Annotated in this window: 22 protein-coding genes; 9 read left to right on the top strand and 13 right to left on the bottom strand. The window is 74.2% G+C overall.

From position 1 onward, the window contains the following. Positions 1-73: 73 nt before the first annotated feature. Positions 74-1,120, bottom strand: a complete 1,047-nt coding sequence (locus A2U95_RS19770; RefSeq protein WP_166024378.1) for a TIGR03842 family LLM class F420-dependent oxidoreductase — start codon at positions 1,118-1,120, stop codon at positions 74-76. A 169-nt stretch (positions 1,121-1,289) separates the two neighbouring features. Between A2U95_RS19770 and A2U95_RS19765 the strand changes: the two genes are divergently transcribed. Then, a complete protein-coding gene (locus A2U95_RS19765; protein ID WP_240957375.1) occupies positions 1,290-2,528 on the top strand; it encodes a YncE family protein in 1,239 nt (412 codons plus the stop codon). 152 nt (positions 2,529-2,680) lie between these two features. Here A2U95_RS19765 and fusA read toward each other — a convergent pair whose 3' ends face one another. Continuing rightward, entirely contained in the window at positions 2,681-4,759 is a 2,079-nt protein-coding gene (gene fusA / locus A2U95_RS19760) for an elongation factor G (protein WP_166024377.1), read from the bottom strand. 421 nt (positions 4,760-5,180) lie between these two features. Between fusA and A2U95_RS19755 the strand changes: the two genes are divergently transcribed. Together A2U95_RS19755 and rfbC are read left to right on the top strand one after the other, a co-directional pair. Next, positions 5,181-7,223: a glycosyltransferase family 2 protein gene (locus A2U95_RS19755; protein WP_166024375.1), complete on the top strand. Its 2,043-nt coding sequence runs from the start codon at positions 5,181-5,183 to the stop codon at positions 7,221-7,223. A 4-nt stretch (positions 7,224-7,227) separates the two neighbouring features. After that, on the top strand, positions 7,228-7,833 hold the full coding sequence (gene rfbC / locus A2U95_RS19750) for a dTDP-4-dehydrorhamnose 3,5-epimerase (protein WP_166024373.1): 606 nt from the start codon (positions 7,228-7,230) through the stop codon (positions 7,831-7,833). A 100-nt stretch (positions 7,834-7,933) separates the two neighbouring features. Here the strand turns inward: rfbC and A2U95_RS19745 are convergent, their stop codons facing one another. From A2U95_RS19745 to A2U95_RS19730, 4 genes are all read right to left on the bottom strand, one after another. Then, the gene (locus A2U95_RS19745; protein ID WP_166024371.1) at positions 7,934-8,740 is read right to left on the bottom strand and encodes a class I SAM-dependent methyltransferase; all 807 of its coding nucleotides are present in this window, start codon (positions 8,738-8,740) and stop codon (positions 7,934-7,936) included. Then, positions 8,737-9,624 carry a dTDP-4-dehydrorhamnose reductase gene (gene rfbD / locus A2U95_RS19740; RefSeq protein WP_166024369.1) on the bottom strand — a complete coding sequence of 296 codons (888 nt, stop codon included), beginning with the start codon at positions 9,622-9,624 and terminating at the stop codon, positions 8,737-8,739. Before rfbD ends, A2U95_RS19745 begins: the two co-directional genes overlap by 4 nt. 69 nt (positions 9,625-9,693) lie before the next feature. Beyond that, positions 9,694-10,689 carry a dTDP-glucose 4,6-dehydratase gene (gene rfbB, locus A2U95_RS19735; protein ID WP_166024367.1) on the bottom strand — a complete coding sequence of 332 codons (996 nt, stop codon included), beginning with the start codon at positions 10,687-10,689 and terminating at the stop codon, positions 9,694-9,696. Then, positions 10,686-11,759: a glucose-1-phosphate thymidylyltransferase gene (locus A2U95_RS19730; protein WP_166024365.1), complete on the bottom strand. Its 1,074-nt coding sequence runs from the start codon at positions 11,757-11,759 to the stop codon at positions 10,686-10,688. Before A2U95_RS19730 ends, rfbB begins: the two co-directional genes overlap by 4 nt. Before the next feature lie 477 nt (positions 11,760-12,236). Between A2U95_RS19730 and A2U95_RS19725 the strand changes: the two genes are divergently transcribed. Continuing rightward, positions 12,237-12,938: an HAD family hydrolase gene (locus A2U95_RS19725; RefSeq protein ID WP_240957374.1), complete on the top strand. Its 702-nt coding sequence runs from the start codon at positions 12,237-12,239 to the stop codon at positions 12,936-12,938. On the opposite strand, the gene A2U95_RS19720 is transcribed toward A2U95_RS19725, so the two are convergent. Continuing rightward, positions 12,901-13,254, bottom strand: a complete 354-nt coding sequence (locus A2U95_RS19720; RefSeq protein ID WP_166024363.1) for a hypothetical protein — start codon at positions 13,252-13,254, stop codon at positions 12,901-12,903. The genes A2U95_RS19725 and A2U95_RS19720 overlap by 38 nt on opposite strands. A gap of 675 nt (positions 13,255-13,929) precedes the next feature. Here A2U95_RS19720 and A2U95_RS32770 point away from each other — a divergent pair. Further along, a complete protein-coding gene (locus tag A2U95_RS32770) occupies positions 13,930-14,190 on the top strand; it encodes a hypothetical protein (RefSeq protein ID WP_240957373.1) in 261 nt (86 codons plus the stop codon). A 101-nt stretch (positions 14,191-14,291) separates the two neighbouring features. Here the strand turns inward: A2U95_RS32770 and A2U95_RS19710 are convergent, their stop codons facing one another. Beyond that, on the bottom strand, positions 14,292-15,953 hold the full coding sequence (locus A2U95_RS19710; RefSeq protein WP_166024359.1) for an N-6 DNA methylase: 1,662 nt from the start codon (positions 15,951-15,953) through the stop codon (positions 14,292-14,294). A 145-nt stretch (positions 15,954-16,098) separates the two neighbouring features. Between A2U95_RS19710 and A2U95_RS19705 the strand changes: the two genes are divergently transcribed. After that, the gene (locus tag A2U95_RS19705) at positions 16,099-17,190 is read left to right on the top strand and encodes an acyltransferase family protein (RefSeq protein ID WP_166024357.1); all 1,092 of its coding nucleotides are present in this window, start codon (positions 16,099-16,101) and stop codon (positions 17,188-17,190) included. 30 nt (positions 17,191-17,220) lie between these two features. On the opposite strand, the gene A2U95_RS19700 is transcribed toward A2U95_RS19705, so the two are convergent. Next, complete coding sequence (locus A2U95_RS19700; protein ID WP_166024355.1) at positions 17,221-18,000, bottom strand: class I SAM-dependent methyltransferase; 780 nt, start codon at positions 17,998-18,000, stop codon at positions 17,221-17,223. Between the two features lie 145 nt (positions 18,001-18,145). Here A2U95_RS19700 and A2U95_RS19695 point away from each other — a divergent pair, with 145 nt between their 5' ends. Continuing rightward, positions 18,146-18,829: a nucleoside/nucleotide kinase family protein gene (locus A2U95_RS19695; RefSeq protein WP_166024353.1), complete on the top strand. Its 684-nt coding sequence runs from the start codon at positions 18,146-18,148 to the stop codon at positions 18,827-18,829. A gap of 61 nt (positions 18,830-18,890) precedes the next feature. Here A2U95_RS19695 and A2U95_RS19690 read toward each other — a convergent pair whose 3' ends face one another. The 4 genes from A2U95_RS19690 to A2U95_RS19675 form a co-directional block, all read right to left on the bottom strand. Then, complete coding sequence (locus A2U95_RS19690; RefSeq protein WP_166024351.1) at positions 18,891-20,183, bottom strand: hypothetical protein; 1,293 nt, start codon at positions 20,181-20,183, stop codon at positions 18,891-18,893. 51 nt (positions 20,184-20,234) lie between these two features. After that, complete coding sequence (locus A2U95_RS19685) at positions 20,235-20,747, bottom strand: SigE family RNA polymerase sigma factor (protein WP_166024349.1); 513 nt, start codon at positions 20,745-20,747, stop codon at positions 20,235-20,237. A gap of 191 nt (positions 20,748-20,938) precedes the next feature. Then, complete coding sequence (locus tag A2U95_RS19680; RefSeq protein ID WP_166024347.1) at positions 20,939-21,535, bottom strand: hypothetical protein; 597 nt, start codon at positions 21,533-21,535, stop codon at positions 20,939-20,941. 287 nt (positions 21,536-21,822) lie between these two features. Next, on the bottom strand, positions 21,823-22,845 hold the full coding sequence (locus tag A2U95_RS19675) for a phosphotransferase (RefSeq protein ID WP_166024344.1): 1,023 nt from the start codon (positions 22,843-22,845) through the stop codon (positions 21,823-21,825). A 277-nt stretch (positions 22,846-23,122) separates the two neighbouring features. Here A2U95_RS19675 and A2U95_RS19670 point away from each other — a divergent pair, with 277 nt between their 5' ends. Both A2U95_RS19670 and A2U95_RS19665 read left to right on the top strand, forming a co-directional pair. Continuing rightward, positions 23,123-24,250, top strand: coding sequence for a lipid II:glycine glycyltransferase FemX (locus A2U95_RS19670; RefSeq protein WP_166024343.1), 1,128 nt, complete (start codon positions 23,123-23,125; stop codon positions 24,248-24,250). 209 nt (positions 24,251-24,459) lie between these two features. Next, positions 24,460-25,605, top strand: a 1,146-nt coding sequence (locus A2U95_RS19665) for a sensor histidine kinase (RefSeq protein ID WP_166024340.1), incomplete at its 3' end; no start/stop codon positions are given.

The following is a 25,605-nucleotide window of genomic DNA, read 5'->3' as shown; positions in this document are numbered from 1 at the left end:
CCGCTCGCGGGCCCGCCGGTCAGCCGGACGTCACGGACCCCGTGGACGTCGGCCGTGGTGCCGGCCGTCCCGGTCACCCCGGCCGCCCGGCACCGCCCCGGCCGCCCAGGACGGGGATCACATGGGCGCCGTACGCGTCGACGACCTCCTCCCGCGCGTCGTGCATGTCGTACACGGCGAACTGGTCGACGCCGAGGTCGCGCAGGGCGGCCAGCTTCTCCAGGTGCCGTTCCACGGGGCCCAGGACGCAGAACCGGTCGACGATCCCGTCGGGGACGAAGGCCGTGTCCGGGTTCCCGCTGCGGCCGTGGTGGGAGTAGTCGTAGCCCTGGCGGGCCGCGATGTAGTCGGTGAGCTCGCGCGGCACGACCGTGCCGCCGGCGCCGTACCGGCCGACCAGATCGGCCACGTGGTTGCCGACCATGCCCCCGAACCACCGGCACTGTTCGCGGGCGTGGGCGAGCGCCTCGGGCGAGTCGTCGTCGGTGACGTAGGCGGGCGCGGCCACGCAGACGGTCAGCTCGTCCGGATCCCGGCCGGCCGCCGCGGCGGCGTCCCGGACGGCCTTCACCATGTACTCGGTGAGGTACAGGTCGGCGAGCTGGAGGATGAATCCGTCGGCCCGTTCGCCGGCCGTGCGCAGCGCCTTCGGCCCGTACGCGGCCATCCACACGGGGAGCCTGGTCCCGGGCCGCACCCAGGGGAACCGGATCACGGTGCCGTCACCGAGGTCGGCCTCCTCCCCGGAGGCCAGGGCGCGGATCACCCGCATCGCCTCGGCCACGGTGGCCAGCGTGCTGGGTCTGCGGCCGGCCACCCGCATCGCCGAGTCCCCGCGCCCGATGCCGCACACCGTGCGGTCGCCGAACATGTCGTTGAGGGTGGCGAAGGTGGAGGCGGTGACCTCCCAGGTGCGGGTGCCGGGGTTGGTGACCATCGGGCCGACCGTCAGCCTCTCGGTCCGCGCGAGGATCTGACTGTGGATGACGAACGGCTCCTGCCACAGCACCGCCGAGTCGAAGGTCCAGCCGTGGCTGAAGCCGTTCCGCTCGGCGCGCCGCATCAGCTCGATCACGCGGGAGGCGGGCGGGTCGGTCTGGAGGACGAGTCCGAAGTCCATGGGCGGGCTCCTGGGGGGACGGGCGTGGCCGAAACAGGGGTGCGGCGGCGTGCTCACGTCGACCAGGTGTGCGCGGACTCTGGTTACCGACTCGCGGGGCCATTACCTTACCCCCGGTAACAGCGAAGCGGTCCGGAGTGGATCCGGTTCCCGGAGACAGGAGCACAGCGTGAGAGAGAAGGTCGGACGCGGACGTGTGTTCTGTGCGCTGGCGGCCGCGACGGTGCTGACCGTCGCGGGTGCGGGGCAGGCCGGCGCCGAGGAGGCGCAGCAGCGCGAGGTGCTCTACGTCGCCAACAACTGGGACGGCACCGCCAGCGTGCTGTCCTCCGACGCCCAACTGTCCCCCGTCGGGAAGATCGACCTGATCCCGGACAAGGAGCAGCGCCTGCGGGAGATCTACCTCAACCCGGTCCGGCTGGCCGGCTTCCTCGTCATCCGCGAGACCGCGGGCGAGGGCCACGACCAGTTCGCCGACGACATGTACTCCACACCGGACGGCTCCTCGGTGGTCGTCTCCCGGCCGAGCTTCGCCGACGTGGTGTCCGTCTCGCTGACCACCGGCCGGATCAACTGGCGTTTCCAGGTGGACGGTTTCCGCGCCGACCACATGGCGGTCTCCCCCGACGGCAACCGGGTCGCGGTCTCCGCGTCGACCGGGAACAAGGTGCACGTCCTCGACATCCGCACCGGCCGGGAGATCGGCAGCTTCCCCACCGGGGACAAGCCGCACGAGAACGTCTTCACCAGTGACGGCAAGATCTGGAACATGTCCATCGGCGAGGTCAACAACGACATGGACGCGCCCTGGATGGACTTCCTCAAGGGCGACCGCAGGATCACCGTCGCCGACGCCGGGACGCTGGAGGTGGTCCGCACCATCGACATGCGCCAGCGCCTGGACGCGGCCGGCTACGGCGGCCACTCGGACGCGGTCCGCCCGGCGGCGTTCAGCCCGGACGAGTCGAAGCTCTACTTCCAGGTGTCGTACTTCAACGGCTTCTTCGAGTACGACGTGGCCGCCGACAGGATCACCCGGATCAAGACGCTGCCGAAGAACCCGGCCACCTCCGACGACCGGACCTCCTTCGTCAACGACTCCCGCCACCACGGCCTGACCATGCAGCCCGACGGCCGGAACCTGTGCGTCGCGGGGACCATGGACGACTACGCCACCATCGTGGACCGCTCGACCCTCCAGGAGGGCCCGCTGGTTCCGGTCTCCAAGCCGTACTGGTCCACCGTCACCGGCGACGGCAGCGCGTGCGTGGTCTCCGAGTCGGGCGCCGACCGGGTCACCTCGATCTCCTTCGCCACCGGCCGGAAGATCACCTCCACCCCGGTGGGCGACCATCCGCAGCGGGTCCGGCTCGGCACGGTTCCGCAGGGCTGGACCGGGGTCGGCTGACCGCCGCGCCCCCGCGGCCCCGTCCGGCGCCGCCCGCCGCCGCGCCCGCGCCGCGGTGGCGGCGGGCCCGGGTGCGGGCGGCCGTCGCGGCACGCCCGCCCGCGCCGTCCGGCGGAGCGCGGCCGTGAGGGCACGCGCCCCGCCGGACCCGCTCAGCCCGCCGCCGTGACCGGGGCCGGCGCGTACCCGGCCGGCCGGGAGACGAACGTCCCCCGGCCCCGCGTCCTGCCCCGCAGCGCGGCCGAGTAGCCGAACAGCTCCGCCAGCGGGACCACCGCGCCCACCACGGCCGTCCCGCCCCGGGCCTCGGAAGCGTGCACCCGGCCGCGTCGCGCGGCCAGGTCGCCGAGCACCCCGCCGAGGTGGCCGGCGGGCACGGTGACGGTGACCTCGGCGACCGGTTCCAGCAGCGCGAGGCGGCAGGCGCGCAGCGCCGCCCGCAGCCCCGCCCGTCCGGCCGTGCGGAAGGCGGTCTCCGACGAGTCCTTGACGTGGGTGGCGCCGTCGGTGAGGACGACCCGCAGGCCGGTCACCGGGTGGCCGCCGAGCGGACCGTCCAGCAGCGCGTCCCGGCACCCCGCCTCCACCGCGCGCACGTACTCCTGCGGCACCTTTCCTCCCGTCACCGCCGACCGGAACTCGAACCCGGGACCGTCACCGTCCAGCGGCTCGACGTCGAGCACGACGTGCGCGAACTGTCCGGCCCCGCCGTCCTGCTTGACGTGCCGGTGGACGAAGCCGGCGGTGCCGCCGACCACCGTCTCGCGGAGGGCGACCCGGGGCCGCCCGACCGTGAGACCGGGGCCCTGGGAGCGGCGGATCTTCTCCACCGCGACCTCCAGGTGCAGCTCGCCCATGCCGGACAGCAGGGTCTGCCCGGTCTCCGCGTCGGTGCGGACCGTCAGCGACGGGTCCTCCTCGGCCAGGCGGGCGAGCGCCTCCGCGAGGCGTCCGGTATCGGTGGAGCGGACGGCCTCGACGGCCACCGACACCACCGGCTCGGCCGGCGCCGGGGGCTCCAGCACCAGCGGGTGCTCCCGGTCGCACAGGGTCGCACCGGCCCGCACGCCCTTGGGGCCCGCCACGGCGACGATGTCGCCGGCCACCGCGGCCTCCACCTCGCGGTACCGGTCGGCGCGCAGCCGCAGCACCCGCGCGACGCGCTCGGTGCGGCCCGTGGTCGCGTCCCGCACGACGTCCCCCTTCCGCAGGGTGCCCGAGTAGATCCGCAGGCTGGTCAGCCTGCCGGTCGCCGTCGCGTTCACCTTGAACGCCAGTGCGGCCAACGGCCCTTGCGGGTCGGCCTCGCGCCGCACCTCGGCGCCCTCCCAGCTGCCCGCCACCGGCGGCAGGTCGAGCGGGGACGGCAGGTAGTCGGCCACCGCGTCCAGCAGTGGTTCGACCCCCTTGTCCCGGTAGGCGGAACCGCAGAGCACCACCACGCCGTCGCCGGTGCGGGTGAGGTCCCGCAGCGCCGCGCGCAGGGCGGGCCCGGTGAGCGCGCCGCGTTCGCAGAACTCCTCGAGCGCCCCGGCGTGCAGCTCGGCCACGGCCTCCTCCAGCGCGCGCCGCCGCCGCCCGGCCTCGGCGAGCAGCTCCGGGGGCACCGGCTCCTCCACGGGCTCCCCGGCGCCGTCGGGCCACACCAGGGTCCGCATGCCGAGCAGGTCGACGACGCCCCGGAACCGGTCCTCGGTGCCCACGGGCAGCTGGACCGCCAAGGGCGCGGGATGCAGCCGCTCACGGATCGAGGCGACGGCGGCGTCGAGATCGGCGCCGGCCCGGTCCATCTTGTTGACGAGGACGATCCTGGGCACGCCGTGCCGGTCGGCCTGCCGCCACACCGCCTCGCTCTGCGGCTCGACCCCGGCGACCGCGTCGAGGACCACCACCGCGCCGTCCAGCACGCGCAGCGAGCGTTCCACCTCGTCGGCGAAGTCGACGTGGCCCGGCGTGTCGATCAGGTTGATCCGGCATCCCTTCCAGGCGCAGCTGACGGCGGCGGCGAAGATGGTGATGCCCCGCTCGCGCTCCTGGGCGTCGAAGTCGGTGACGGTGGTGCCCTCGTGCACCTCGCCGGGCCGGTGGACGGCGCCGGTGGCGTGGAGGATGCGCTCGGTCACGGTGGTCTTGCCCGCGTCCACATGGGCCAGGACGCCCAGGTTGCGGACGGCGGCGAGGGGGACCGCGGCCGGGGGGACCGGGGCGGGTCGGGTGAGGTCGTTGCGCACGGTCTGAGGCCTTTCCGGTGGGTGATCCGGTCTTCGGACGCGCGATCACCGCCACGGCCCCGCCACGCCGCGCGGGCGGACGTGGTTCAGCGGGGCGTGGCGGACGTCCGGCGCCGGCCGCGCGGCGGGCGCCGGAGCACCGGGGACACCAGGATCACCTCGTACCGCGAACGGGGAACGACGGCAACGCGGCGCTGACGCACGGCCTGTCCCCCTTCACTCGTCACGGTCGTCCTCCGAGGCGGACCGGACGACGCGAAGCGGTCGTCAACGGCCCTTGGAGGCCCGGAGGTTGATGCGAGTGTAGGGTCCGGTCAGGAGCAGGGCAGCACATTTTCCGGTGCGGGCGACCGACCCCGAAGGGCGTGCGGTCCACGGTAGGTTCGCCCCACGGCCGTCTCTCGAGGAGTCTGTGAAACGCATGTCCGTCAAGGTCAGTGTGGTCGTCCCGGTGTACAACCCCGGTCCCTACATCAAGGACTGCGTCGACTCGCTCCTGCGGCAGTCGCTGCCGCCCGGGGAGTTCGAGGCCGTCTTCGTGGACGACGGCTCCACGGACGGGACGCCCGCCCTGCTGGACGCGCTGGCCGCCGAGCACCCCCACATCCAGGTGATCCACCAGGAGCCGTCGGGCTGGTCGGGCAAGCCGCGCAACGTCGGCATCGAGGCGTCGCGGGGCGAGTACGTGATGTTCGTCGACAACGACGACTACCTCGGCGACGAAGCCCTCGAGCGGATGTACGACTACGCCGTGAAGAACGGCTCGGACGTCGTCATCGGGAAGATGGCCGGCAAGGGCCGGCCGGTGCCGGTGGAACTGTTCCGGAAGAACCATCCGCGGGCCACCGTCGAGAACGCCCCGCTGATGGACAGTCTGACACCGCACAAGATGTTCCGGCGCGCCTTCCTGGACCGGATCGGCCTGCGCTTCCCGGAGGGCCGCCGTCGCCTCGAGGACCACGTGTTCATCGCCGAGGCGTACCTGCGGGCCGAGACGATCTCGGTGCTCGGCGACTACGTCTGCTACTACCACGTCAAGCGCGACGACGCCTCGAACGCCGGCTTCCAGCGGTTCGACCCGGTGGGCTACTTCAAGAACCTGCGCGAGGCGCTCGACGTGGTCGAGCGGTACACCGGGCCGGGCCCGCTGCGCGACCGGATGTACCGCCGCTGGCTGCGCAACGAGATGGTCGAGCGGATGCGGGGCAAGCGGCTGCTGTCCCTTCCGGACGACTACCGCCGCGAGATGTTCGGCGAGATCCGGGACGTGATCAACGAACGGTTCGGTCCCTCGGTGGCCGCCCCGCTGGCTCCCACCCAGCGGGTGGTGGCGGCGCTGGTCGCGGCCGGCCGGTACGAGGACACGCTGGCCTTCGCCGAGTGGGAGGCCTCGCTCGCCCCGCGGGCCGTCGCCGGTCCGGTCCGCTGGGACAAGGGCGTGCTGCGGTTCGACCTGGTGGCGGACTACACCGCGGACGGCGCGCCCATGGTCTTCCCGGCCGACGGCGCCCACACCCCGCCGGAGGGCGCGCCCGAGGACGTGCGGGCGGCGATCGCCTGGGTGCTGGCGGACACCACCGCGCGGTTCGGGTCCGCGGCCGTCGACGTGGTGGTCCGCGAGCGGACCACGGCCGCGCAGTACTACCTGCCGGTCGAGGTGACCCCGGAGAAGGAGCCGGCCGGCGAGGGCGCCGGTGACGGGGTGGGGCTGCGGGTGCGCGCGTCCGTGTCGGTGGATCCGGTGGTGGCGGCGGGCGGGTCCCCGCTGCGGCCGGGGCTGTGGGACCTGTTCGTGCGGGTGAAGATGGGCGGATGGGCCCGCGAGTGCCGGGTCGGCCCGGCGCCGGGGGCGCCTCGCCCGGCGGGGAACGCCGCGGTGACGGCGGGCAGCGTGGTCCTGCCGTACTGGACGGCCCGCGACACCCTGTCGCTGGACGTCGACAGGGCGACCAGGAACCTCCGCCTCGACCGGCTCTCCCCCGCCGGCGTCACGGTGGCCGGCGGACGCCTCCGCGCGACGCTGCCGCTGCACGTGCCGGATGTGACCGAGGTGCTGCTGCGGCTGACCGGCCCGGCTGCCGCCGCTGCGCCGGAGGTTCCGGGCACGCTGTCGCCGGACGCCTCGTCACCGGACGCCTCGTCGCCGGACGCCGGCGCCACCTCGGTGCTGGAGGTCGCGCTGCCCCTGGACCGGGCGCCGCGGGCGGTTCCGCTGCGGTTGGCCCTGGCGCCCGCCCCGCGGTCGGGCGATCCCCGTTTCCTGCCCCTGCCGGTCACCCTGCGGGTGACGGGCGAGGGGGTGCGGGTCGCTCACGCGGCCCTGCCGCAGGGAGCGCGCCCACGGCGTGGTCTCCTGCTGCGGCTGAGGCGGCGGCTGCCGCTGCCGGCCCGCCGCGCGGTGGTGAAGGTGATGGACACGCTCGCGCCCGGTCTGCGGGCGCGGCTGACCGGAAAGGAGGACTGAGCGCGTGCGACCGCTGACCATCGAGGGGACCTGGCTGCTGGAGCCGAAGGTCTTCCCGGACGACCGGGGCAGCTTCCACGAGTGGTTCCGCGGCCGGGAGTTCCGCGAGGCCACCGGCTACGACCTGACGCCGGCCCAGGCGAACTGCTCGGTCTCCCGGCGGGGCGTGCTGCGGGGGCTGCACTTCGCGGACGTCCCGCCCGGACAGGCCAAGTACGTGACCTGCGCGCGCGGCGCGGTGCTGGACGTGATGGTGGACGTCCGGGTCGGCTCCCCCACCTTCGGCCGCTGGGAGTCGGTCCGGCTGGACGAGGACAACCACCACGCCGTGTTCCTCGCCGAGGGCATCGGCCACGCCTTCATGGCGCTCACCGACGACGCCACGGTGCTCTACCTGTGCTCGACGGGCTACGCCCCCGGCCGCGAGCACGGCGTGCACCCGCTCGACCCCGAACTGGGCATCGAGTGGCCCGCCGGCGTCGAGCCGGTGCTCTCCGAGAAGGACGCCGCGGCGCCCTCGCTGGCGGAGGCCCGCGCGGCCGGCCTGCTGCCGGTGTACGAGGAGTGCGTGGCGTACTACGAGAAGCTGCGGGGCGACGGGTCCGTGTGAGGGCGCACGACGACGGCCGGGACCTCCGCGGACACCGCGGGGTTCCGGCCGTCGCCGTGCGGTCCCCGGCCGGCCCGTTCCGGGACCGGCCGGGTTCCGGTCAGCCCGTCTCGGCGGTCAGCCGGTCCAGCGCCCTGCTCAGCTGCTCCCAGCCCTTGGCGCGCTTGGTGCCCCGGTTGCGGGCGTGGACCAGCGGCTTCCAGAAGGCGGCGCCCAGCAGGTCCTCGGCGCGGACCGCGGTGGTGCGGTCCAGGATGGACTCGGGCACCTTCTGCGGGTCGGGCACGTCGAACTCGGCCATGATCTCGTCGTACTTGTCCTCCAGCACCGTGCTGGCCGGGTCGGCGCCGAAGACCAGCAGCTGGCCGGTGGGCCGGGTGTCGACCAGGACGGTCCGCAGGTCGGGCCGGTGGCGCCGGAGGATCTCGACCACCTTGTAGACGTCTCCGGTCCACGCGCCGGTGTGCCGGTCGCGGGCGGCCTCGTCGACGTTGCGGGGCAGCATGTCGTCGAAGACGATGACGCTGGACCAGTCCGAGTGCTTCTCGATGTTGATGAAGTCGCGCAGCGCGAACTCGAAGAGGTGCATGCCGTCGATGAACGACAGGTCCAGCGTGACGTCCTGCCAGTAGCCGAACGGGCTGCGGTTGCGGGCGATGTTGCGCAGCGGGTGGCGGCCGCCCTTGAGGTGGCCCAGCGGGTTCTCGCGGGCGAAGAAGTCGTCACTGGTGGCCTTCACCAGGTGGACGTCGCAGCGGATCTCGGTGACCACCTTGAACGCGGGGTCGACGGCGATGCTCGGGACCCGGGAGAGGGTGAGGCTGCGACCGTCGTTGACGCCGATCTCCAGGTAGTTCCGGTTGGCGCAGGTCTTGTGGAGCTCCCTCAGGAACTCGTGGCGCTTCACGAACAGGACTCCTTGCGGATGAGCGGAAGGGCAACATGCAGGGCGGTGCGCCAGTCCCGCAACGGGGGCAGTCCGAGGTGCCGCCACCGGTGGTGGGCGAGGGCGCTGTAGGCGGGACGGGGGGCCGGCCGGGGGAACGCCTCGCTGGTGACGGGGCGCACCCGGGCCGGGTCGGCGCCGAGGAGGCGGAAGACCTCCTGGGCCAGTTCGTGCCAGGTGGCCTCGCCGGAGCTGGTGGCGTGGAAGATCCCGGTCGCGTCCCGGTCGTCCGCGCCGAGGCGGACGCCGAGTTCGGCGATCCGCCCGGCGACGTCGGCGCTCCAGGTGGGCTGGCCGCGCTGGTCGGCGACGACGTCGAGGGTGTCCCGGCGGGATTCGAGCTCGGTCATGGTGCGGACGAAGCTCCTGCCGTGGACGCCGTAGAGCCACGCGGTGCGCACCACGGCGCTCCGTCCGGGCAGTTCGGTGAGGACCGCCCGTTCGCCGGCCAGTTTGGTGCGGCCGTAGGCGGTGCGGGGCGCGGTGGGATGGTCCTCCGGGTAGGGGGTTTCGCGGTCCCGGCCGTCGAAGACGTAGTCGGTGGAGACGTGGATCAGCCGGGCCGGGGCCTGCTCGGCGCACATCCGGGCCAGGACGCGGGGGCCGTCGCCGTTGACCCGCAGGGCGGTCGCCTCGTCGTGTTCGGCGTCGTCGACCGCCGTGTAGGCGGCGCAGTTGACGACCACGTCGGGGCGGTGTTCGCCGAGGGCGGCGCGGACCTTCTCCTCGCGGGTGACGTCCAGTTCGGCGCGGCCGAGGGCCACCACCTCCTCACCGCGACGGGCGAGTTCCTCGGCGGTGTCCCGGCCGAGCATGCCTCCGGCGCCGGTGACGAGCCATTTCATACGCGCTTCTCCGTGGTGACGTGCTTCTCCGTGGTTCCGTGCTCCGCCGGCCGGTCGTGGCCCGGGTGTTCAGACGCCGGCCCGCTCCTTCAAGGGCTCCCACCAGTCCCGGTTCTCCCGGTACCAGGTGACGGTGTCGGCGAGACCGGTGGGGAAGTCGTGCCGGGGATGGTAGCCGAGTTCGGTGCGGGCCTTGCCCCAGTCGACCGAATAGCGCAGGTCGTGTCCCTTGCGGTCCTCGACGTACTCGACCATGTCCCAGTCCGCGCCGCAGGCCTCCAGGAGCAGGCCGGTGAGCTCCTTGTTGGAGAGCTCGGTGCCCCCGCCGATGTTGTAGACCTCGCCGGACCGGCCCTTGGTGCGGACGAGTTCCACGCCCCGGCAGTGGTCGTCGACGTGCAGCCAGTCGCGGACGTTGCGCCCGTCCCCGTAGAGCGGCACCTTCTTCCCGTCGAGGAGGTTGGTGACGAAGAGCGGAATCACCTTCTCGGGGAACTGGTGCGGCCCGTAGTTGTTGGAGCAGCGGGTGACCCGGACGTCCATGCCGTGGGTCCGGTGGTAGGCGAGCGCGAGCAGGTCGGACGACGCCTTGGAGGCCGAGTAGGGCGAGTTGGGGGCGAGCGGGTGGGTCTCCGGCCAGGACCCCGTCTCGATGGAGCCGTACACCTCGTCGGTGGAGACGTGCACGAACGGCCCCACGCCGTGCCGGAGCGCGGCGTCCAGCAGCGTCTGGGTGCCGACGACGTTGGTGAGGACGAAGTCCGCCGCGCCGGCGATGGAGCGGTCCACGTGGGACTCGGCGGCGAAGTGGACGACCTGGCCGGCGGCGCCCACCAGCTTGTCCACCAGTTCGGCGTCACGGATGTCTCCCTGGACGAACTCCAGGCGCGGGTGGTCCAGCGGCAGGTTGTCCAGGGTGCCCGCGTAGGTGAGCTTGTCCAGCACGGTGATGCGCAGGTCCGCCTTGTCCTCGGCGGCGAGCAGGGTCCGCACGTAGGTGGACCCGATGAAGCCCGCGGCCCCGGTGACGAGCAGGCGGGAGGAGGGGGAGGTCGAGGAGGTCATGGATGGATTCGCACCTTGCTGTGGTCGCCGAGGACGAGACGGTGGGCACTGGGCACGCCGGGCGCGGCCTGGGTGGTCACTTCGGCGTGGCGGCCGATGAGGGAGGACTCGATCCGTCCGACGCCGCAGATGGTGGCGTCGCGCAGCACGATGGAGAACTCCAGCTCGCTGTCGTCGACGGTGCAGTTCTCCCCCACCGAGGTGAACGGGCCGATGTACGAGTCGCTGACCACGGTCCCCGCGCCGATCACGGCGGGGCCGACGATCCGCGAGCGGGTCACCCGCGCGCCCGGCTCGATGACGACCCGGCCGACGGTCTCGCTCGCCTCGTCGACCTCGCCGTCGTTGCGCGGCTCCAGCGACTCGAGGACCATCCGGTTGACCTCGAGCATGTCGACGACGTTGCCGGTGTCCTTCCAGTACCCCTGGATGACGGTGGACCGCACGGCGGCCCGGTCGTCGATCAGCCGCTGGATGGCGTGGGTGATCTCCAGTTCCCCGCGCCAGGAGGGCTCGATGGAGCGGACCGCCTCGTGGATCCTGGGCGTGAAGAGGTAGACGCCGACCAGCGCGAGGTCGCTCTTGGGCTGCTCCGGCTTCTCCTCCAGCGCCACCACCCGTCCGGCCTCGTCGAGCACGGCGACGCCGAAGGCCCGGGGGTCGGGCACCTTGGTCAGCAGGATCTGGGCGGCGGGACGGTTGTGGCGGAAGTCGTCGACGATGTCGTTGATGCCGCCGACGATGAAGTTGTCGCCGAGGTACATCACGAAGTCGTCGTCGCCGAGGAAGTCCCGTGCGATCAGCACCGCGTGGGCCAGGCCCAGGGGCTTCTCCTGCGGGATGTACGTCACTTTGAGACCGAAGTCGGAGCCGTCGCCGACCGCGGTGCGGATCTCCTCGGCGGTGTCCCCGACGACCATCCCGACCTCGGTTATCCCGGCATCGGCGATGGATTCCAATCCGTAGAACAGAACCGGCTTGTTGGCCACCGGCACGAGTTGCTTGGCCGACGTGTGTGTGATCGGCCGCAGTCGCGTGCCGGCTCCACCTGAGAGGACGAGAGCCTTCATTCGTCCCACCCTAGTCGCGTCGGTGCGCGACGGGCACCAGACCGGACGATGCGGCGATCTTTTCCCGCTTCCGCGTGACCTGAGCCGACGGTGCGTCCGCGGAGGGTTCTTGACCGTGCGTCAGCTCGCCGGCGACCCGTCGATGTTTTTCGGCGTCTCCGTACAACCTTCCGCGCCGCTCGGCGGTCGATCATCCCGGGCCGTGTTCCCGCCTCTCCGTCACCGCACGCGGGTCGACGCGCCCGACACGCCTTGTTGACGATGTCAACAAGCTGATCGCCTGGTCAACGGAGACACAATCGTGTAGCGTCCTCCCTCGACGCACCGCTTCTCCGGGGGGACGAACCGGTGCGCCTCGGGGGGCCTGAGGGGGACCCGGGGGGAATCCGGGGGGATTCCGGGGGCCGACCGGTCCCGGCGTGACCTGGGGGGGACACGCCGGGGCCCGGGTCGGAACGACCGTGACAGGCAGGGCCGGTGACCGTCGCCGTCCGCGCCTTCGACGCGGTTCTCCGCGACCTCGACAACGTCGTCCGCTTCTGCGGCTTCTCGGCGCTCACCGCACCGGAGCGGGCCTCGGGGCTCGCGGAGGGCCTCACCGCCTCGGTGGCCTACGCGCCGGAACCCGGCCTCCCGCTGCTGCTCGGCCGGGTCGGCGTCGACGAGTGGCGGGAGAGCGTGGCGGAGCGGTTGACCGCCTTCGTGCCGCCCGCACGGGCCGGCGAGCCGGCCGGGGCCGTGGCGGACGCGCCGTTCCGGGCGGACCCCGAGGTGGTGGGCACGCCGCGGCGGACGCGCGAGGTGGTGCCGCTCGTCCTGGTCACCAACGCGACGTCCGGACTCGGACGCGGCCCGCAGACGACGGGCATCGCGGATCTCGCCCACCACGTCCTCAGCAGCGCGCGGGAGGGAGCGGCCGAACCGGACCGCGAGATCTACGGGATCGCCACCGGGCCGGCCGGCGTGGCCGCCGAACGCTGTCCGTTCGTGGACGACCGGGCGGAGAACACCGAGGCCGCGGCGGCGCTGGGGATGTCCACCGTGCGCTGCCGCTCCCCGCAGGACCTGCGTCCGGCCCCGGATCACCTGTTCCCGGAAGCGGTACGCCCTCGGGGCGAGGACGGATCCGCCTCCCGCCCCCTCACTCCGGGGCGAGGACGGGTTCGGCCCAGGTGGTGAGCTGCAGGACCGGCCGGGAGGCGACCGCGCGGTCCCCGGCGGGAAGTTCGGCCGTCCCCGGCCCCGCCTGCCCGGCGGGGAGCAGCACCGCGCGGGTGCGGCCGCGCAGGCCGATCCGGAGCAGGTAGCGGAGTCCCTCGATGTCGACCAGGCCGCACTCCCCGGCGGGCCAGTCCACCGGCTCGTCCACCGGGTCGACCCGCCACCCGGCGCGGCGGGCGGCGTGCACCCAGGCTCCCAGGGCCTGTATCCGGTCCTCCGCCACCGAGACGCTGGGGCGGGTGATGATCTGGATCGGGTCGGGCCTGTGCTCCATGGAAGTCCCCCTGGTCCGCCGGACTGGTGCGGCGATCCTGCCATCCCGGGGATCGGGTTCCGCAACCCTCCTGCCCCGGGGGCCGGTTGGGGCGCGGTAGCACGCGGAACGCCTCCCCGTCGGCCACGGCACACGGCCGTCCGGATGACGTTCGCCGCGGTGCTAGCCCGCGAGGGTGTTCCCGCCGGGCGGCGTGCCGACGCGCGTGCTGGGATCGGTGACGTCGATCCAGGCCCGGCGCGAACCGCTCGGCGTTCCCCGCGCCCGGCCCCTCACCCATCGGGAGCAACCTTGAGAATGTCGATACGTCGGCTCTGCCAGGTCGGTCTGCCGGTCGCGGCGGCGGCCCTCCTCGCCGGTGCGATCGCCCCGTCGGTCCACGCCTCGCACGGCGCGGTCCCCGTCACCGCGTCGCACGAGTGCGGCGACGGGTGCGGGGGAGGCGGTCCCTCGGGGCCGCAGGGCGAGCCGGGCCCCTCGGGGCCGCAGGGCGAGCCCGGTCCGGCGGGTCCCGCGGGTCCGGCCGGCGCGCCGGGCCCGGCGGGGCCGCAGGGTGTGGCGGGCCCCGCGGGTCCGGAGGGTCCGCCCGGCCCCGAGGGACCCCAGGGCCCCGAGGGTCCCCAGGGTCCGACGGGCCCCCAGGGCGAGCCCGGGGAGCCGGGCGACCCCGGCGAGGTGACCCCGACCTTCCTGGAGGTCGTGACGGGCAGCGCCACCGCCACGGCTCCCGGGACGGAGACGGCCACCTGTCCGGCCGGCAGCACCCTCACCGGCGGAGGCGTCAGCGTGGACGAGTCGCTGCTCTCCGTCGTCACGGCGGTCGACTCGGCTCCGGACGGCGCGAACGGCTGGACCGGCACGGTCCGCACGACGAGCACCACCCCGGTGCCCTTCACGGTGAGCGCCGTCTGCCTGCCGCTCGCCCCCACCGCCTAGCAGGACGCCCCTCTCCCCCGGGACGCCGGGGAGGCACGGGCGCGGCGCGTGCCCACGGCCGGCTCCGGAACGCCCTCCGGCGGTCCCGGGCCGGTCCCGTGTCAGTCGTCCCGTCCGGGGGCCAGCGCGCCGTTGCCCAGCCCTTCGCCGGCGAGTTCGGCGATCCGCCGCGTGAGGTCGGCGACCTCACGGGCGCACTGCTCGAACTCCCGCAGCCTCCGGAACGCCGCCCCGTACCGCCGCTGCTCCTCGATGTCCATCTGCGGCACCCTCGCCCCCCGCCCGTCGAGGCGGAACGTCCCGCTGAGGGAGGTCGACCGCCGGACGTTGGCCGAGGAGCGCAGGAAGCCGCGGAGGTAGTCGGTGTCGAGCTGGTCGCTGGCCGAGACGGGTTCCTCCCCGCTCTGGGTGACCAGCCCCGCCCGGGCCAGCTCGGCCACGCTCACGGTGGAGCCGTCCAGCGCGCCCGGGCCCCGGCCCTCCGCCAGCGAGGGCAGCAGCCGGCCGAGCCGCTCCAGCCGGTCGTCGAGCTGTTCGCGCAGCGCCCGGTACTCGGCGGTGAAGTCGCGGTTGGAGTCCCCGACGTGACGCCCGGGGGTGAGGTCCACGCTGTCGTCGAGCAGGTCGATCAGCGCGATGTCCGCGGCCTGCGCCGGGTCCGGTTCCAGCGGCCCGTCGGGATCGCCGGCGGTGAGGTCGACCATCCGCACGGCGGTGGCCGCGTCGCCGGGTCCGGCCGGACGGCGCAGGTGCCAGAGGTGGACGGGCTGGGCGTGCGAGGCGGCGGTGCCGGGGGCCAGCGCGGTGACCTGGGTGAGGATGCCCCGCCGGACCAGTTCGGCGCGGATGCGGCGGCCCGCCTTGCGGTACGCGACCGAGGCGGGCATCACCATCAGCACCCGTCCGCCGGGCGCGGTGTGCGCGTAGGCGTGCTGGAGCCAGGCGAGTTCGCTCTCCGCCCGCGACGGCGTGCCGAATTCCCAGCGGCGGTCCAGCAGCAGCTGCTCCCGGCCCCAGTCGGTGTCCCCGACGGGCGGGTCGCAGACCACCAGGTCGGCCTTGAGGCCGGGCAGCCGGTCCTCGCGGAGGGAGTCGCCGACGACGACGCGGACGCCGTCCCGGCCCGTCAGGTCGGCGCGCAGCTGGGCGAACCGCGCGCTGTCGGGGTCGATCTCCTGCCCGTGGCGTCGCGGTCCGTCCTCGGGTCCGACGCACAGCAGCAGTGTCCCCGTGCCGCAGGCGGGGTCGAGGATCACCGCGTCCTCGGCGACCCGGCCGGCGAAGTGGCGCACGGCCCGCACCACCCGGGCGGTGGTGACCTGGTCGGAGGCGGCGCGCCGGACCGAGTCGGTGAAGCGCTCGGCGAGGCCGGTGACGAGTTCCGCGGCGGAGCCGCGTGCGAGGAGCTGGCCGATCAGCCGCACGGCCTCCTCGGGCAGCGGGGTGGCGGCACGGGGGTCGTCGACGTGCGCGGCGGCGTCGGCGAGCGCGGTGATCATGTCGTCGCCGTAGGCCCCGCGGAGCGTCTGCCAGAGCCTGACCTCCTCGGAGACGTCCTGCCCCTTGCGCTGCCGTTCGAGCCAGGAGCGGATCTCGGCGAGGTCGAAGAGCGGGCTGTTGGGACCGCCCCCGGCCGGTTCGGGGAAGTCGTCGTACCGTCTTCGCCAGTTGGAGACGGCGGCGCGGGTGACGCCGGCGAGACGGGCGATCTCCGAGCCGGTCACCAGAGCTCCTGCCGCCTGGTTCCCAGCACTCTCAGTCATGACCCCACCGTACACAGCCCACCAGCGGGTCTTCAACGACGACGAGGACGTTGACAGCGTTCACGCGGACTACGCCGACCGAGCGAAGTCGGCCATCGGCCGGTCCCGGAGGTTTGCCCTCCGCGCTTCCGGTGAGGCGCTGGCCATGTCAACGGCGACAGCAACCGCTCACCGGCCGGGCGGACTCGACGAGCCGGGATCCTCCGGGCCCGGCGACCCGTCGGCGGCCCGCGACGCGTTCTTCGACAACGCCAAGTACCTGGCCATCCTCCTGGTCGCGGTCGGCCACATCTGGGAGCCGCTGCTGCCGGGGGACCGCGAGGCGCTCACCCTCTACGTCTTCGTCTACTCCTTCCACATGCCGGCGTTCATCGTCGTCTCCGGCTACTTCTCCCGGTCCTTCGACGGCTCGCCCGGCCGGGTCCGGCGGCTGGTGACCTGCTTCGCCGTGCCCTACGTCCTCTTCGAGACGGCGTACGCGCTCTTCACCCGCTGGAGCGACGACGACCCGCAGCGGCCGATCACCCTGCTCGACCCCACCTACGTGACCTGGTTCCTGGCGGCGCTGTTCGTCTGGCGGCTGACCGCCCCGCTGTGGCGCTCGCTGAGGTGGCCACTGCCGGTGGCGCTCTGCGTGGCGATGCTCGCGAGCCTCTCGCCCTCGATCGGCGAGGACCTGGACCTCCAGCGGGTGCTCCAGTTCCTGCCGTACTTCGTCCTCGGGCTGTGCCTGCGCCCGGAGCACTTCGCGCTGGTGCGGCACCCCGCGGTCCGGGCGCTGTCGGTGCCGGTGGCGCTGCTGGGCCTGGCGACGGTGCACTGGGCGGTGCCGCGGGTGTCCTACGCGTGGCTCTACCACAGCAGCGCCGCCCAGCAGCTGGGGATGAGCTGGTGGGCGGGTCCGGTGATGACGCTGCTGCTGTTCGCCCTCGCGGTGGTGCTGGTGGCCTGCTTCCTCTCCTGGGTGCCGGCCCGCCGGACCTGGTTCACCGCGCTCGGCACGGGCACCCTCTACGGCTATCTGCTGCACGGCTTCCTCATGAAGTTCCTCGCCCGCACGAGCCTCTACGACCTGCTGCAGCCGTACGGCCGGCTGGGACACCTCGCGGTGACCCTGCTGGGCGCACTGCTGGTCACCGCGCTCTGCACGGCGCCGGTGCGGCGGCTGTTCCGGCCGGTGGTGGAGCCGAGGACGCCGTGGGCGTTCCGGCAGCCGGCCGAGGACGCCCGGCGGTGAACGGGCCCGCGCGGACGCGGCCCGGCGGGGTCAGGCGCCGGGCGCCTGGGCGGTGACCGCCCAGGTCCGGTGCGGGATCCGCAGCACGTCGCCGGGGAACCGGTCGCGCAGGACCGCCGTGAGCTCCTCGGAGAAGGCCCGCACCCGCTCCTCCGGCAGGCTCGCGCCCACGCCGGCGCTGGCCCGGATCCGGCCCACCCAGTCCCGCGGGCCGTAGGGCACGTCGAGGTCGAAGGAGAACGTCTCGATGCCGCGGAAGCCCGCCGTGGCCAGGTCCGTCAGCCACCGCGGGTGAAGACCGGTGCCGCCGCCCATGGACCAGGCCGGGTTGTGGGCGACGATCAGCTCCTCCGTCGCGGCGACCACGTTGCCCGGCAGCGGCAGCCAGTCGAAGTGGGCGATCACCACCCGGCCCCCGGGACGCAGCAGCCGCCGGACCTCCGCCGCGGCCCTGGGCGCGTCGAACCAGTGCCAGCACTGGCCGGCCGTGACGACGTCGAAGGCGCGGTCCGGGAGGCCGGTCTCCTCGGCGGTGCCCACCCGGTACTCGACGGTCACACCCGCCTCGGCGTCGAGCCGCCGGGCCTGGTCCAGCAGGGGGGCCGCCGGATCCACGCCGGTGACGCGCGCGCCCGCCAGGGCGAGCAGCCGGGCGAGGCTTCCGGTTCCGGTGCCGAGGTCCAGGGCGTCGCGGCCGGACGCCTCGACACCGTGGCGGGCCAGACGGGTGATCAGCTCCGGCGGGAAACCGGCACGGTGCCGCCCGTAGTCGTCCGCCGTGAGCCCGAAGTCCGGGGTGTGCCGTTCCATGACGCTCCCTGTCCTGCCCGTACCGTTCCCGCACGACCGTCCGCCGATCCTCCCGTACGGGCGGGCGGGCGGACAGGACTCCCCGGGGAGAGCTGGGTCACAGGGGTGGTGCGGGCGGGCCCCCGGACGTGGTGCGATGACGGGCATGGACGCCACGACGCTGCTGCGGGAGACGCTGACGCTGACGGAGGGGACCACCGGGCGGGTGATCCTCGGCATCGCCGGGGCGCCGGGCGCCGGGAAGTCCACGCTCGCCGAGTACCTGGTGGCGGCCGCCGGGGAGCGGCTGGGGCCAGGAAGCACGGCGTACGTCCCGATGGACGGCTTCCACCTCTCCAACGCCCAGCTCGCCCGGCTGGGCCTGACCGGCCGCAAGGGCTCCGAGCCGAGCTTCGACGGCTGGGGTTACGCCGCGCTGCTGCGGCGGATCCGCGAGCACGGTGAGGAACCGGTGTACGCCCCCGGCTATTCGCGGATCCTGCACGAGCCGGTGGCGGCGCTCCACGTGGTGGAGCCCTCCGCCCGGCTGGTCGTCACCGAGGGGAACTACCTGGCCGTGGGCACGGGGCCGTGGCCGTCGGCGCGCGCCTGCCTGGACGAACTCTGGTTCCTGGACGCGCCGGACGCGGTGCGCGAGGAACGGCTGCGCGGCCGGCACACGGCGACGGGCTCCAGCGCGGAGGTCGCCCGGGCCCGGGTGACGGGCAACGACCGGCCCAACGGGCTGCTGGTCGCGGCCACCCGGAACGCCTGCGACCGGGTGATCACCCTCGAGGGACCGCCGGGGCCTCCCCCGCGGTCCCGGCCGAGGGGGCCGGCCACCGGGTGACCGCGCACCGGGACGGTGGGCGCCCGGCGGGCCGGAACCCGGCCGCCCGCCGGGCAGTGCCTCAGAGCAGGTCCCGCCACTCGGGGCTGGTGGCGATCTCCCGGAGCTGCCCCATCGTCAGGGCGGGGGCCTCGCGGGTCGCGGCCGTGTGCTGGGCACCGGAGTTGAAGGCGCTGATCACCACCCGCATGCCGTCGGGCCGGATGGTGTCGACGGTCCACATCACCACGTCCCGCCCGCCCTTCTCGCCGGGGCCCTGCCGCCGCACGACCTTCGTGCCGTCGGGGAGGGTCTCCGCGTCCGCGCCGAAGAGCTGCCGCTCGGCGCCGGACATGTCGGCCTGCACGTCGACCTGGACCATGCTCGCCCCCTCGCCGTCGTCGACCACCAGGTAGGCGTGGTCGGAGGCCTGACCGCCGTGCTTCTTCACCTCGAGCCCGTCGGGGAGCAGTGAGACGAAGGTCTTCCGCATGCGCTCGTCCGGCGCCCCGGCGGGCGGTAGCGCCTCCGCGGGCGCGGACGACTCCGGGGACGGTGACGCGTCCGGTCCGGGCCGCTGCCTCTCGCGGAGCACGTCCACCATGGGGCGCCAGACCGGCGCGGTGGCCAGTTCCTTCAACTCCTCCACCGAGAGCGGCGGTTCGGGCCTGGTGACCGGAGCGTCCTTCTGCGCCTCGGCGTTCCACTCGCTCACCGAGACGCGCCGGCCCTCGGGAGTGACGAGTTCGGCGGCCCACCATTTGGTGTCCGTACGGCGGTCCGGGTGTTCGTACCCCTGGAAGATCATGAGCAGTGAGCCGTCGGCGAGTTCGGTGGTCCGGCACGCGTCGTACGGGACGAAGGTCCTGTCCGGGCAGGTGGTGGCCTCGCGGGCCTCCCGGCTGCCCGGTTCCACGCGCTGCAGGCTGACGGCGATCGCCCCTCCTCCTGCGCCGTCGTCGTGCACGACCTGCGCGTACGGCATCAGGGGCTCGCGGTCGGTGCCCACTCCCCGTTCCTTGCTGATCCTCCCCTCCGGCAGCAGGTTCCTGAGGGTGCGGATCATCTCCCGGGCGGTGATCCCGCCGTCCTCGCCGGCGGCCGGTGAGGGGCCGGCCGTGGCGGCGGCCACGGACCGGCGGTCGTCCGCGCCGCCGTCGCCGGGGAGCAGCAGGACCCCGCCCACTCCGGCGCAGGCCACCGCGGCCGCCCCCGCGAGGACGGCGGCCCTGCGGCGCAGCACCAGGCCGCGGCCACGGGCCTCTCCGGCGGCGGCGAGGTCCCGGTGCGTCTCGAAGCCCGCTCCGGCCTGGTGCAGGGCTCGGGCGAACCGGTCCGCGAAGGGGTCGTGTTCCTGGGGGTCTTCAACGGGCATGACGAATCACCGTGTCCGGAGTCGTGGGTGGGGATGTGCCGTGCGGATGGGTCAGGAAGCGGCGTACTCGTGCAGGTCCTCGCCGATCAGCGCCCTCAGCCGGCCGAGGGCCCGGACGCACCGGGTGCGCACGGCTGCCGGGCTGGTGTTCATCACCTCGGCCGTCTCCTGGATGCTGCGGTCCTCCCAGTAGCGCAGGACGAGCACGGCCCGGTCCTTGGCGGGCAGCCGGCCCAGGGCGTCGACCAGGGCCAGCCGTGTGGCGGAGTCGACGCCGTACGGGTCGGCGAGGTCGGGGAGGAGGTCCGTGGCGCGTTCCTTGCTCCTCCGGCGCCGCCAGTGGGCGAGGAAGGTGCGGTGGAGGACGGTCTGGGCGTACGCCGCCGGGTTCCCGGCGCGCGAGACGCGCCCCCATTTCACGTACAGGCGGCCCAGGGTCTCCTGGACCAGGTCCTCGGCGAGGTGGGTGTCACCGCCGGTGAGCAGGCAGGCGGAGCGGAAGAGATGTCCCGCCCTCGCCGTCACGAACTCCGTGTAGTCGTTCCTCGCCCGACCGCTCCGCATCCCGCGCCCCGCCCTCTCTCGCACCGTCTCACCTCATTGATGCGGTGGGGCCGGGAAATGTTTCACACCGTCCGGCAATCCGCGCGGGGGCCGGGCCGCGCCGGCGCCCCCGGCGGGTCCGGGGCCGCGCCGAAGGCGCGCCCGCCGGGGTCCGGACCCGCCGGAGGACGGTGCGGCGGCCGGGCGGCCGGTCAGTGGAGCTTGGCGACGGAGGTGCGGGCGGTCTCGCGGAACGCGGCGACCGGGGCGTCCTTGAACTGGCCCATCCGGCCCCACTGGACCACCGTCACCGTGCGGCCGTCGCGGCCCACGGAGAAGAGGTGGATGTCCCGGGTGTGCTCGGTGCCGACCTGGACCCCGTACAGCCGGGCGCCCTCCTCGACCTTGACGCGGCCGAGGCTGCGGCCCGTGGCGTCGACGTCCGGGTACTGCGCCTCGGTGCGCGCCGCGCACTGCTTCACGGCGCGGTGGAGCAGGTCGGCGAGGCGCTGGGCGGAGGCGCCGTCCTTCTCGACGACGGTGACCTGGCGGGCGCCGGCGTCCAGGTCGGTCCAGAACTCCCGGTGCTGGGAGGTCGCTCCGGGGAGCGCCTGGCCGTAGCAGAAGGGAAGGGGGTCGGGCGTCCCGGCCGTGACCTCGCCGGCATACCAGTCGGACGAGGGGTGCGGCGGCAGGTCGGCGGGGGCGAGGAAGCCGGGCGCCGACGCGGCGTGGGCGGCGGCCGTGGTGGCGGGAAGGATCAGGGCGATCGCCGTGGCGGTGACCACGGCTGCGGTGCTGCGGCGCATGCGGGTGCCTTCTCTCTGCGAACCGTGCGGTGCGGATCCGTGCGGTGCGGATCCGTGCGGTGCGGATCCGTGCGGTGCGGATCCGTGCGGCGCGGATCCGTGCGGCGCGGATCCATGGAGTGCGGATCCGTGTGGTGCGGATCCATGTGGTGCGGGTCCCGCGCACACCGGGCAGCCCTGATCGAGGCGCCGGCCGGTGGACGAAGTCCCCCTCCCCCGGTACGACACCCGGCGAGGGCCCATGGTTGCGCCCCGCGGACGCGTTCACCCCGAGGAGCGCGAGGAGGTCAGACGCGGGGTTCCTCGAGCACGCGCAGCAGCCACTGGGCCGTCGCCGGGGGCTCGTCCCCGGCCGCGCCGGGGCCCGGGTTGCCGGGGAACAGCCGTCCCCAGGCGGCGGCGCGGGTGAGGGCCGCCAGCCGCAGCGCGGGACCGAGTCCGTGCCGCAGGTCGCGGGCGGTGCGGCCGGGGGCGGTCCACGCCTCCAGATAGGCGTCGCGGAGCCTCGGCAGCGCCTCGCCGCCGTACTCGTGCCGGAAGACCCGGAAGGTGACCAGCAGGCTGCAGAACGGGTGCGTGAGGGAGGAGTCGCCCCAGTCGAAGAAGGTGTGGCGGCCGGGTGCCGGGCTGAGCACCTGGCCGCCGTGGAGGTCGGAGTGGTCGAGGGAGTCCTCGACGCCCAGTGCGGCCAGCTCCGCGCTCGCCTCCGCGATCAGGGGCCGCGCGGCCTCCAGCCGGGAGAGACCGGCGGGGGCGAGGTGGACGGCGTTCTCCGCGAGGAGCCGGTCGAACAGCTCCGGCAGCGCGGTGGTCCGCGCGGCGGGCACGCCGAGCGCGGCCAGCTCGGCGGTGTGGCCGCCGAGGGTCTGCTGCACCTCGGCGTAGCGCGGAAGGACTTCCTCCCAGGTGCGCGCGGCCTCCTGCGCGCCGGCTCCGGCGAGGACGTCGCGCAGGACGGGGCCCCCGTCCGGCAGCAGCGACCATCCGCGCCCGGCGTCCACGGCGAGGGGACGCAGCACGTGGTCCGGCACCAGACGGCTCAGCGCCCCGCCGAGTCCCGCCTCGAAGCGGGCGGCGGGCGGGTTGGCCTTGAACCAGACGGGCGGGCCGTCGCCGGTGGGGACGCGCATCACGACCGACCACGGGCGCAGCCGCACGGTGGCGCCTGCGGCGGGGCTCAGTCCGTGGGCCGCCAGCCCGCGCGCGGTGAACTCCTGCACCGCCGTGCGCCAGGCGGCGTCGCCCCAGGGGGTGACGGCCCCGGGCCGGTCGTCCGGATCCGGCGCGGTGCCGGTCGTCGTCTGCTGCACGGCGTCATTCCAGCAGGCCGCCGCCGCGTCCGGCCAGTGGTTTCCGGCGTCGCCGGGGCCGGCTGCTCCCGCGCCGCGCCGCCGCCGGGGTCCGCCGCTCCGCTCCCGCCGCTGTCCGCCGCTGTCCGCCGGTGCGCCGGGAGCCGTTCGGGCGGAGTGTTGGTACAGGGATCCGGCGGGGGTCTGCGCCTACCCTGCATCGTTCGTATCGGTCGGCCGTCGGGCGTCGCCGGACGGCGGAACCGCAGGCAGGCGGTCCGGGGCAGGAGCGTGGCGTATGAGGTGCGAGGTTCGGACGATCACCCGTGAGGAGCATCTGGACTTCGTCCGGGCGCGGCCGTCGGTGAGCCATCTGCAGGTGCCGGCCTGGGGCGACGTCAAGGAGGACTGGCGTCCGCACGGCCTGGGCTGGTTCGGCCCGGACGGCCGGCTGGTGGGCGCGGGGCTGGCCCTGCTGCGGCCGGTCCCGGGGATCGGGCGCTCGCTGGCCTACCTCCCGGAGGGACCGGTCGTCGACTGGGGCGACCCCGGCCTGGCCGAGGGGTGGCTCCGGCCGATGACGGCCCACCTGAAGGGGCTGGGCGCGTTCACCGTGCGGATGGGCCCGCCGGTGGTCGCACGGCGGTGGAGCGCGGAACGGGTGAAGGAGGCGATCCAGGACCCGGCGGCGCACCGTCTGGCGGACGCGGAACCCAGCGCGCGGGAGGAAGGGGCCGAGGCGGTGGCCGAGCGGCTGCGGCAGGCCGGATGGCGGCGGTCGGGCGGGGGCGGCGACGGCGGGTTCGCCCTCGGCCAGCCCCGGTACGTCTTCCAGCTGCCGCTGCGCGGCCGGTCGCCGGAGCAGATCCTGGGCGGTTTCAACCAGCAGTGGCGGCGCAACGTCAAGAAGGCCGAGAAGGCGGGCGTCAAGGTCGTCGAGGGGGACGGCGAGGACCTGGGGACCTTCCACGAGCTCTATCTGGAGACGGCCGGCCGCGACGGGTTCACGCCGCGGCCGCTCGGCTACTTCCGGCGGATGTGGGAGGCGCTGCGCGCGGAGGACCCCGGCCGGATGCGGCTCTACCTGGCCTCCCACGACGGCGAGACGCTGGCCGCCGCCACCGTGCTCACGGTCGGCGAGCACGTCTGGTACTCGTACGGCGCCTCGACCTCGCGCCGCCGGGAGGTCCAGCCGAGCAACGCCCTGCAGTGGCGGATGATCTGCGACGCCCTCGAGCGCGGCGCGGCCGTCTACGACCTGCGCGGCATCACCGACACGCTGGAGGACGGCGACCCGCTGCTCGGTCTGCTCCGGTTCAAGGTCGGCACCGGCGGCGAGGCGGTGGAGTACCTCGGCGAGTGGGAGCTCCCGCTCAGCAAGGCCCTGCACAAGGCCTTCGAGTTCTACCTGGCGGTCCGGCGGTGAACGCCCGGTGAAGAACTGACGCAACGGCAGCTTTTCGTCACAACCCGTCTGGTCAACTTGACATGACAAGTGATCCATTGTCGGAAATCTGCGATCAACTTCTCCTCACAGTTCGGTCACCGGCAGGCAATCCGAGACACACAACGTCCCTATAGTGTCCCCGAGTTACCGCCCTGCCGCTGTGCCACGGCCTGCTGAGGAGTACACCGATGCCTCTGTCCCGAGTCCGCTCGGTCGCGTTCGTCTGTGCGCTGACGAGCGGGGCGCTCGCCGGCGCGACGGCCTTCGCGTTCCCGGAGGACGGCTCGGACGCGCTCGTGTGGACCGTGTCCGGCGGTGGCGTCCTGCTGACCTTCACCGCCGGACTCGCCGCCTGGTTCCGCTCCCGCGAGCTGCGCGCCGTCGAGCGGTACGCCGAACTCGAGGCGGACGCCGTCCGGTTCGCCGACACCACGCTCCCGGCGGCGATCGCCCGGGCCGCCGGGGGCGCCACCGCGGAGCGGGTGCTGGCCGAGTTCTCGCCGACCGGCCGGCAGGCCGCCGTGGCTCCCGTCCGGCCCGAGCACGCCCGGGCGCTCCAGCACGTGGTCCGCGCGCTGGGCCGCAGCGAGGCGCGCCGGGCCGCCGCCCTGGCCGCCTGCGCGAACGCGGCCGGGCGCATGCAGGCCATCTCCACCTCCACCCTCGCCGAACTGCGGGAGATGGAGGAGCGCCACCACGACGGCGACGTCCTGGCCGACCTGCTGCACGTCGACCACCGCACCGCGCAGGCCGGCCGCCTGGCCGACTCCATCGCGGTGCTCAGCGGCGCCCGCTCCGGCCGCCGCTGGGCGCGCCCGATCACCATGGAGTCGGTGCTGCGGGGCGCGATGGGCCGGATAGCCGGCTACCGGCGGGTGCGGCTGCGCGCCGTGCCGCCGAGCATCGCGGTGGCCGGGCACGCGGCCGAGGGCGTGATGCACGTCCTGGCCGAACTCCTCGACAACGCCTGCAACTTCAGTCCGCCCAGCACCGAGGTGTTCACCTACGTCAGCGAGGTGCCGGCCGGACTGCTGGTCACCGTCGAGGACAGCGGCCTGACCATGGGCGACTCGGCGCTCCGGCGGGCGGAGCAGGCCGTCTCCGGGGACGCGCCGGACCTGTCCGCGCTCACCGGCACCAGGCTCGGTCTCGCGGTCGTCGGCCACCTGGCCCGCAAGCACGACCTCACGGTCTCCTTCCGGCCCTCCGCGACGGGCGGCACGGCGGTGCTGGTGCTGATCCCCCGCCACCTGGTCAGCCGTGTCGAGGAGACGCCCGCGGCGCTCGCCGCGACGGCCGCCGCGGGCGGCGCCGCGCCGGCGGCGGCCGCGGCG

Origin of the sequence: Streptomyces chilikensis, assembly GCF_001642695.1 — a bacterium.
GTDB classification, from domain to species: domain Bacteria; phylum Actinomycetota; class Actinomycetes; order Streptomycetales; family Streptomycetaceae; genus Streptomyces; species Streptomyces chilikensis.
Note: the sequence above shows the minus strand (reverse complement) of the source record. Positions and strands in the feature narration are given on the sequence as shown.

Coding starts and splice junctions, on each gene's coding strand:
- rfbD (WP_166024369.1), bottom strand. CDS start 9,624: ATGAAATGGCTCGTCACCGGCGCCGGAGGCATGCTCGGCCGGGACACC.
- A2U95_RS19770 (WP_166024378.1), bottom strand. CDS start 1,120: ATGGACTTCGGACTCGTCCTCCAGACCGACCCGCCCGCCTCCCGCGTG.
- A2U95_RS19680 (WP_166024347.1), bottom strand. CDS start 21,535: ATGCGCCGCAGCACCGCAGCCGTGGTCACCGCCACGGCGATCGCCCTG.
- A2U95_RS19755 (WP_166024375.1), top strand. CDS start 5,181: ATGTCCGTCAAGGTCAGTGTGGTCGTCCCGGTGTACAACCCCGGTCCC.
- A2U95_RS19700 (WP_166024355.1), bottom strand. CDS start 18,000: ATGGAACGGCACACCCCGGACTTCGGGCTCACGGCGGACGACTACGGG.
- A2U95_RS19690 (WP_166024351.1), bottom strand. CDS start 20,183: ATGCCCGTTGAAGACCCCCAGGAACACGACCCCTTCGCGGACCGGTTC.
- A2U95_RS19705 (WP_166024357.1), top strand. CDS start 16,099: ATGTCAACGGCGACAGCAACCGCTCACCGGCCGGGCGGACTCGACGAG.
- A2U95_RS19695 (WP_166024353.1), top strand. CDS start 18,146: ATGGACGCCACGACGCTGCTGCGGGAGACGCTGACGCTGACGGAGGGG.
- A2U95_RS19730 (WP_166024365.1), bottom strand. CDS start 11,759: ATGAAGGCTCTCGTCCTCTCAGGTGGAGCCGGCACGCGACTGCGGCCG.
- A2U95_RS19720 (WP_166024363.1), bottom strand. CDS start 13,254: ATGGAGCACAGGCCCGACCCGATCCAGATCATCACCCGCCCCAGCGTC.
- A2U95_RS19710 (WP_166024359.1), bottom strand. CDS start 15,953: ATGACTGAGAGTGCTGGGAACCAGGCGGCAGGAGCTCTGGTGACCGGC.
- rfbB (WP_166024367.1), bottom strand. CDS start 10,689: ATGACCTCCTCGACCTCCCCCTCCTCCCGCCTGCTCGTCACCGGGGCC.
- A2U95_RS19670 (WP_166024343.1), top strand. CDS start 23,123: ATGAGGTGCGAGGTTCGGACGATCACCCGTGAGGAGCATCTGGACTTC.
- A2U95_RS19685 (WP_166024349.1), bottom strand. CDS start 20,747: ATGCGGAGCGGTCGGGCGAGGAACGACTACACGGAGTTCGTGACGGCG.